Below are 7,589 nucleotides of genomic sequence, written 5' to 3' on the forward strand. Positions count from 1 at the left end.
GCGGGCCGGGTGTGCAGCCGCTGAAGCGGCTGAGCACCTCGCCTTCCTCGTGCATCTGGAAGATGGCGGCCTGCGCCGGTGCCTGGCCGCGCTGACCGGCGTCGCCGGGGTCCACCCGGCGGAGGCCCTGCGCGATCTGCTGGTTGATGACCGCGCGCGAGGGCTTGCGCGCCCGCGGTGCATCGCCCACCTGGATCATCGAGGTGCCGTCCACCGGCGACGGGTTGAAGCCCACGCTGCGCGTGACTTCCGGGTTGAGCAGCTGGATGTACACCGCCAGCCCGGCGCCCAGCGAATGGCCGACGGTGGTGATGTAGGGCTGCGTGGCCGTGCGGCGCTCGTGCAGCAGGTCGCTCAGCGCATGCAGGCGCTGGATGCGGCCGATGATCATGCGGCTGGCCCGCTCGGCCTGCCGGTACTGGTCCCAGACGAAGGGCGTGAACGAGGTGACGCCACGCAGGTTGGACACCCAGCCGCCGCCCCCCACCGTGCCGCGGTAGACGATGGCGTACTCGAACACCGGCACGCCGTCCACCGGCGCGCGCGGGCGGCGCCACACGTCGATGGCCAGGTCGGGCACGAACAGCGACCAGCCTCGGGCCTGCGCCTCGGCCTGGAACTCGGGCAGGCGCGACCACTGGTATTCGCGCAGGGCTTCATTCACCGGCACGCTGGGCTCGCGCCGGGTGTAGCGGCAGTCTTCGTCGTCGGCGGGCCGGGCATCGACGTACTGGTTGGGCTGCGCATCGCCGCGCTCTTCCAGCGCCAGCTGGCGGGCCAGTTGCGCGTCCTGCCGGGCATCGAGCGTGGCGCAGTGGCGCGCCAGCAGCTCGGCGCGGCCGGTATCGCCGCTGGCCGCAGCCTCCTGGCGGGCGCGCAGGCCGCACAGCAGCTCGTAGCGCTTCTCATAGGCGCTGACGGTGTCCATGTCGTCGAGCTGGCGCACGAAGGTCTGTGCCCGCACATGGCCCGAGCCGCGCACTTCCTGCCGCAGCGACGGTGAATCGAAGGCCAGCGCGGTGTAGCTGTCGGGCCGGCCATCCACCGCATACACCTCGGCCGCCAGCGCGGCATAAGGCCAGTAGAAGTCGGCGGCATCACGCAGCGCCTGGCCAGTGAGCAGCGGGGCGCGTTCGGTCGGCTGCTGCTGCGGCCCGGCCGCCGGTGGCGCCTCGTCCAGCAACCCGGGGCCGACCGAGGTGGCAGGCGGTGGCGTGCCGCAGGCGCTGAGCAGGCCTGCCAGCACGGCGGCCCACAGCGCCGCGCGGGCGGGCAGCCGCGCTGGCGCTGCCTTGCCCGCCTTCCAAGTCGCCACGCGCTCCTGCCCCGGATGCCTGCGCATGCACCGCTCCTGTTGCCAGTCGGCCGCCAGTGTGGGTCAGCCGCGCAAAAGCCGCCTCCCTACTTCAGCAGAGCGCGGCAGGCCGCTGCGCAGTGCCTGCCCCCGTAACATCCACCGGCCGGGTACGGCATGGCAGGCGGCAGGGGTGGGCGGATGCGGTGGGGCCTGGGGCAGCGGGGATGGCAAGGCGGCGGCGGGCTCGTGGCACCGCGCATGCGCGGGCCGGCGCTGCGGTTGGTCGTGCTGCTGCTGTGCGTGACCGCCCGGCCCGGCAGCGCGCAGCCCGAGCCGCCCGACGCGGCGGCCACCAGCCCCAGCCTGGCCGCAGCGCCGCCCGCATCGGTCGAACTGCATCACCGGCTCATCGCCACCCTGCGCGCACCGCTGCTGGGCGACACCCCGGCCGAACGCGCCGAACTGGCCCGCCAGGCCATCGAAACGGTGGCCGCCCAGCCCGGCCCCGGCACAGTGACGCACGATGCGGCCGGCGAGGCGGTGCGCTTCCAGGTCGATCGCCAGACCGTCTTTTTCCTGCTGCCTGAAGACGTGGGCGGGGCGCGCCCCGGCGTGCTGCTGGAAGCCGCCACGCGGCAGACCGCGCACCGGCTGCAGGCCGCCGTGGCCGAGGCGCGCGAGATGCGCGACCCGCGGCAGCTGGCGGTGGCCGCGGCCACCGCGACGGCGGCCACGCTGCTGGCCGCGGCGCTGGCCTGGGCCCTGTTCCGGGCCCGTCGCCGGCTGGTGCAGCGGCTGGACATGGCCCTGCACCGCTGGCAGCAACAGCACCCGACCAGCAGCCTGGTGGGCACCTATGGCCGCCATGCCCACGGCGGTGTGCGCTGGCTGGCCACCGCCCTGGCCTGGGGCGGCGCGCTGCTGCTGGCCGAGCTGTGGGCCACCTTCGTGCTGCGGCAGTTTGCGTACACCCGGCCCTGGGGCGAGCGGGCTTCGCTCTGGCTGCTGGAGCTGCTGCAGCAGTTCGCGCTGGCCACGGCCGGCGCGGTGCCGGGGCTGCTGACGGCCGCTTCCATCTTTGCGCTGGCCTGGCTGACCACGCGCGCCCTGAGCCTGCTGCTGCGCCGGGTGGAGGCGGGCGAGCTGCAACTGGCCTGGCTGGACCGCGACACCGCCGGCCCCACGCGCCGCCTGGGCCACCTGGTGGTGTGGCTGTTTGCGCTGGCCATCGCCTACCCCTACCTGCCCGGCGCGCAGAGCGAATCGTTCAAGGGCGTGACGGTGCTGGCCGGCCTGATGCTGTCGCTGGGCGCCTCCGGCGCGGTGGGGCAGGCGATGTCGGGGCTGAGCCTGATGTACTCGCGCGCGATGCGGCCGGGCGAGTACGTGAAGATCGGCGAGGTGGAAGGCACGGTGTCGCACATGGGCCTCTTTGCCACGCAGATCCACACCGGCCTGGGCGAAGCGGTGAGCCTGCCCAATGCGGTGATCGCCGGCCAGCCGGTGCGCAACTTCTCGCGACTGGTGGGCGATGGGCAGTTCGTGCTGCACACGGCCGTGACCATCGGCTATGCCACGCCCTGGCGGCAGGTGCACCACATGCTGCTGGAAGCCGCGCGCCGCACCCCCGGCGTGGCCACCGAGCCGCCGCCCTATGTGGTGCAGACCGCGCTGTCGGATTTCTACGTCGAGTACCGCCTGTGCGCCCAGGCCGACCGCAGCGCCCCACGCCGCCGCGCCGAAGCGATGAACCAGCTGCACGGCCACATCCAGGACGTGTTCAACGAGCACGGCGTGCAGATCATGTCGCCGCACTACATGGCCGACACCGCGCAGCCGCAGGTGGTGAAGCCCGGGGAGTGGTTTCCGGTGCGTGCGGGCCAGCCGGACGCGTCCTGACGGGGCTCTCAGCCCGCCCGCATCGGCAGCGTGGTGCGGCAGTCCGGGAAGCGGGTGCACCCCCAGAAGGCTGCGCCGCCGCCGCGGGGCTGGCGGTCGATCATCTTGATGCCGCAGTTGACGCAGGTCGGCCGCCAGTAGTCGCCTTCCAGCGCCACCGCCAGCAACTCGCTCTGTTGCTCGGGCGTGCGGGTGCGGATGAGGTCGAGCAGCCGCGCCACGTCCAGCAGGTGAATGCCGTTGTCGCGCGCAAAGGCCACGGCATCGGGCGTGAAGCCCGACGTGGTGGCGAACTGGCCGCGCCGCACGCTGCGTGCCGCCATCACGCCCCGCAGCTCGCGCACCTTGTCCACGCCCACGCGCTTGCCCCTCCAGTGCTTGCACTGCACCAGGCTCACCGGCTCGCCGGGTTGGTGGCGCGAATACAGCCAGATGTCCACGCCTTCGTCTGCGCCGTGCGACTGGGAGGTGGTTTCGAAACCGGCCTGCTGGAAAAGGCGCTCGACCACCGCTTCGAAGCGACGCCACTCGATGACGTCGAACACCTGTTCGCTCCAGGCGTCCGGTCGCAGCGGGGCGGCGGCCATCACCGGCTCGCGTCGGCCGGCGGGCAGGTCTGGCGCTGCGTCCAGCAAGGTTTCTGCGCGCGCGGGACGCGCTTTCGCCTGCCGAGGCGCCTCAGGTCCTGGGGATGCCGGCCCGGACCCGCGCGCCGCAGAAATGCGCGCCATGCCCCAACCCAGCAACAACAAGGCCGCACCACCCGCCATCATCCAACCGGCGACACTGCGCAAGTGCAGCAGCGCCTGTACCAGGGGCGAGCGGCCGACGATCAAAGGCAGCACCAGGAACAGCAGGCCAAAAGCAATCAGGCTGATACCCGCTTCCGTTACTTTGCGGGCCTCGCGCCCACCCTTGTTTCTTTTTTTCGCCACTGAGGCACCCTCCGCATCGGTCTGCACAAGTCGTGAGCCCGAGCTTGCACCGCCCAGCCTGCCCTTGTGTCGATCGATCAGCAGCTGTCGCCTGGCTTCAGCGGCGCCTCACGCCGCTGCAGGGGTGCACAGCCGCGGCTGCACCGACGTCTGCGTGATCATCGGATAGCGCTCCCGGATCGTCCTGGCGATGTGCGCCGCCGCTTCGGCCACGCGGGCGGCGGGCAGGTTGGGGTCGAATTCGACATCCAGGGTCAGCAGCACCTCGTCGCGGGCGATGTACATCGACAGCGGGCGGCCGACGGCGCGCACGCCGGGGGTTTGCAGCGCGAACGCACGCACCTGGCGGGCGGTTTCGGGGCGGATGCCCTCGCCGATCAACAGGCCGCGGGCTTCACGCACCAGCAGCACGGCCACGCCGGCCAGGAGCAGGCCGATGACCACCGAGGCGGCGCCGTCCAGCTCAGGGATGTTCCAGCGGTGGCTGGCGTACACCCCGCCGGCCGCCACCAGCAGGCCCAGCAGCGCGGCCGAGTCTTCGGCCAGCACGGTGTAGGTGGTGGGGTCCTTGCTGGTGGTCACGCTCTGCCAGAAGGGGCCGGGCCGCCGCTCGCGCATGAACTGGCGCAGCGCAATGGAAAAGCTGATGCCCTCGAACACGAAGGCAGCGCCCAGCACGATGTAGTTCCAGTGCGGGTCGGTCAGCGGCTCGGGGTGGCGGATGTGCTGGATGCCTTCGAACAGCGACACGCCGCCGCCCAGGCCGAAGATCAGCACCGCGACGATCAGGCTCCAGAAGAACAGCTCCTTGCCGTGGCCGAAGGGATGTTCTTCGCTGGGCGGACGCTCGCTCAGGTGCGTGCCGATCAGCAGCAGGATGCCATTGCCGGTGTCCACCGCCGAATGGATGCCTTCGCTCAGCATGGCCGAGCTGCCGGTGATGCCGGCCACGATGAACTTGGTGGTGGCGATGGCCACGTTGGCGCCGATTGCGCCGTAGATCGCCATCTTCGATTCGGCCATGCCGCCTGCTCCCTGCGCTGTGTGCCGCAGGTTTGGCAATCAGGGTGCCGGCAAGCCGGCACCCGGGCGGTGGCCGCTACACCGCCGGCAGCCGCAGGTGGCCGCTGTTGAGCACCCGCCAGCACGGGTTGTAGCCCAGCGTGTAGCACAGGTCGGCCGGTCGGTCGATGTCCCACAGCGCCACGTCGGCTTCGCGGCCGACGGCCAGCAGGCCCACTTCATGCTGCACGCCCAGGGCAGTGGCCGCATGACGGGTGGCGCCGGCCAGGGCTTCTTCGGGCGTCAGCCGGAACAGGGTGCAGGCCATGTTCAGCGCCGCCAGCATCGACGGCATGGGCGAGGTGCCCGGGTTGCAGTCGGTGGACACCGCCATCGGCACGCCCGCCTCACGCAGGGCCTGCACCGGCGGCAGCCGGGGTTCGCGCAGAAAGTAGAAGGCGCCCGGCAGCAGCACGGCCACCGTGCCGGCGGCAGCCATCGCGGCCACGCCTTCGGGGCTGAGGTGTTCCAGGTGGTCGGCCGACAGGCCCTGGTAGCGGGCCACCAGCGCGGCGCCGCCCTGGTCGCTCAACTGCTCGGCATGCAGCTTCACGCGCAGGCCGCGCGCCTGGGCGGCGCGGAACACCTGCTCGGTTTGCGCGGGGGTGAAGCCGATACCCTCGCAAAAGGCATCCACCGCATCCACCAGGCCTTCGGCCACCAGCGCGGGCAGCATCTCTTCGCACACCACGCGGATGTAGTCGTCGGGCCGGCCGGCATATTCGGGCGGCAAGGCATGCGCACCCAGGAACGTGGTGTGCACCCGCACCGGCAGCAGCCGGCCCAGTTGGCGGGCCACGCGCAGCATCTTGGCTTCGGTCACGGTGTCCAGGCCGTAGCCGGACTTGATCTCCAGCGTGGTGACGCCTTCGGCCAGCAGGTTGGCCACGCGCCGCCGGCTGGCGGCGAACAGCGCCTCGGGCGTGGCCGCCCGAGTGGCGCGCATCGTGGACACGATGCCGCCGCCGCGGCGGGCGATGGCTTCGTAGGGCACGCCGTTGAGCCGCGCCTCGAACTCGTCGCTGCGGTTGCCGGCATACACCGCATGGGTGTGGCAATCGACCAGGCCGGGCGTGGCCCAGCGGCCGCCGCCGTCGTGCTCGCGCTCGGGCCGCAGGCCGGCGGGCAGTTCGGCCTCGGGGCCCAGCCACACGATGCGGCCGTCGGCCACCGCGATGGCGCCATGCTCGATGGCGCCGTAGGAACTGCCTTCGGCCATGGTGGCCAGGTGAAGGTGATGCCACAGCGCGTCGCAATGCATGGCGGAAGGCCTCCGGTGGTCAGCGAATCATCGGAAGCTTAAGCCCATGGCGTTGCGCGCAGGCCACCGCGGCCTCGTAACCGGCATCGGCATGGCGCATCACGCCCGAGGCGCAGTCGTTGACCAGCACGCGGGCCAGGCGGCGCTCGGCCTCGTCGGTGCCGTCGGCCACGATCACCATGCCGGCATGCTGCGAGTAACCCATGCCCACGCCGCCGCCGTGGTGCAGGCTCACCCAGGTGGCGCCGCCGGCAGTGTTGAGCAGCGCGTTCAGCAGCGGCCAGTCGCTCACCGCGTCGGTGCCGTCCTTCATCGCTTCGGTCTCGCGGTTGGGGCTGGCCACCGAGCCGGTATCCAGGTGGTCGCGGCCAATGACGATGGGCGCCTTCAGCTCGCCGGTGCGCACCATCTCGTTGAAGGCCAGGCCGGCCACATGCCGCTCACCCAGGCCCAGCCAGCAGATGCGCGCCGGCAGGCCCTGGAAGCTGATGCGCTCCCGCGCCATGTCCAGCCAGCGGTGGGTGTGGCGGTTGGCCGGGAACAGCTCCTTGATCTTGGCATCGGTCTTGTAGATGTCTTCCGGGTCGCCCGAAAGCGCCACCCAGCGGAACGGGCCCTTGCCCTCGCAGAACATCGGGCGGATGTAGGCGGGCACAAACCCGGGGAAGTCGAACGCGTTCTGCACGCCCTGGTCGAAGGCCACCTGGCGGATGTTGTTGCCGTAGTCCACCGTGGGAATGCCCATGGCCTGGAAGTCGAGCATGGCCTGCACATGCTGCGCGCAGCCCTGCGCCGCGGCGGCCTGCAACTCGGCATGCTGGGCGGGGTCGTGCTGCGCGGCCTTCCAGCGTTCCACCGTCCAGCCGGGCGGCAGGTAGCCGTTGATCAGATCGTGGGCCGAGGTCTGGTCGGTCACCAGGTCGGGGCGCGGGCCGCCGGCCTGCGCGCGGCGCACCAATTCGGGCAGCACCTCGGCGGCGTTGCCCAGCAGGCCGATGGACACCGCCTCTTTCCGGTCGCAGTGGTGCTTGACCAGCGCCAGCGCCTCGTCCAGGCTGTGGGCCTGCTTGTCCAGGTAGCGGGTGCGCAGGCGAAAGTCGATGCTGCTTTGCTGGCACTCGATGGTCAGCGACAC

General features: G+C 71.6%; 6 protein-coding genes. 1 reads left to right on the forward strand and 5 read right to left on the reverse strand.

All coding sequences use genetic code 11. The features are described from left to right. Positions 1 to 1,342 (reverse strand): hypothetical protein (locus ABNT58_RS00210; protein WP_348751505.1); only part of this gene is annotated, 1,342 nt, incomplete at its 3' end. Between the two features lie 201 nt (positions 1,343 to 1,543). On the opposite strand from ABNT58_RS00210, the gene ABNT58_RS00215 reads away from it, so the two are divergent. Then, positions 1,544 to 3,196 carry a mechanosensitive ion channel domain-containing protein gene (locus tag ABNT58_RS00215; RefSeq protein ID WP_348751506.1) on the forward strand — a complete coding sequence of 551 codons (1,653 nt, stop codon included), beginning with the start codon at positions 1,544 to 1,546 and terminating at the stop codon, positions 3,194 to 3,196. Between the two features lie 8 nt (positions 3,197 to 3,204). Here ABNT58_RS00215 and ABNT58_RS00220 read toward each other — a convergent pair whose 3' ends face one another. The 4 genes from ABNT58_RS00220 to hutU all read right to left on the reverse strand — a co-directional run. Further along, positions 3,205 to 4,158: a restriction endonuclease gene (locus ABNT58_RS00220; RefSeq protein ID WP_348751507.1), complete on the reverse strand. Its 954-nt coding sequence runs from the start codon at positions 4,156 to 4,158 to the stop codon at positions 3,205 to 3,207. Positions 4,159 to 4,239: 81 nt separating this feature from the next. After that, the gene (locus ABNT58_RS00225) at positions 4,240 to 5,154 is read right to left on the reverse strand and encodes a cation diffusion facilitator family transporter (RefSeq protein WP_348751508.1); all 915 of its coding nucleotides are present in this window, start codon (positions 5,152 to 5,154) and stop codon (positions 4,240 to 4,242) included. Positions 5,155 to 5,230: 76 nt separating this feature from the next. Continuing rightward, the gene (gene hutI / locus ABNT58_RS00230; RefSeq protein ID WP_348751509.1) at positions 5,231 to 6,454 is read right to left on the reverse strand and encodes an imidazolonepropionase; all 1,224 of its coding nucleotides are present in this window, start codon (positions 6,452 to 6,454) and stop codon (positions 5,231 to 5,233) included. A gap of 19 nt (positions 6,455 to 6,473) precedes the next feature. Then, a partial coding sequence (gene hutU / locus ABNT58_RS00235; RefSeq protein WP_348751510.1) for a urocanate hydratase occupies positions 6,474 to 7,589 on the reverse strand: 1,116 nt, incomplete at its 5' end.

Source organism: uncultured Aquincola sp., from assembly GCF_964001545.1.
In the GTDB taxonomy this organism is placed as follows: domain Bacteria; phylum Pseudomonadota; class Gammaproteobacteria; order Burkholderiales; family Burkholderiaceae_C; genus Aquincola.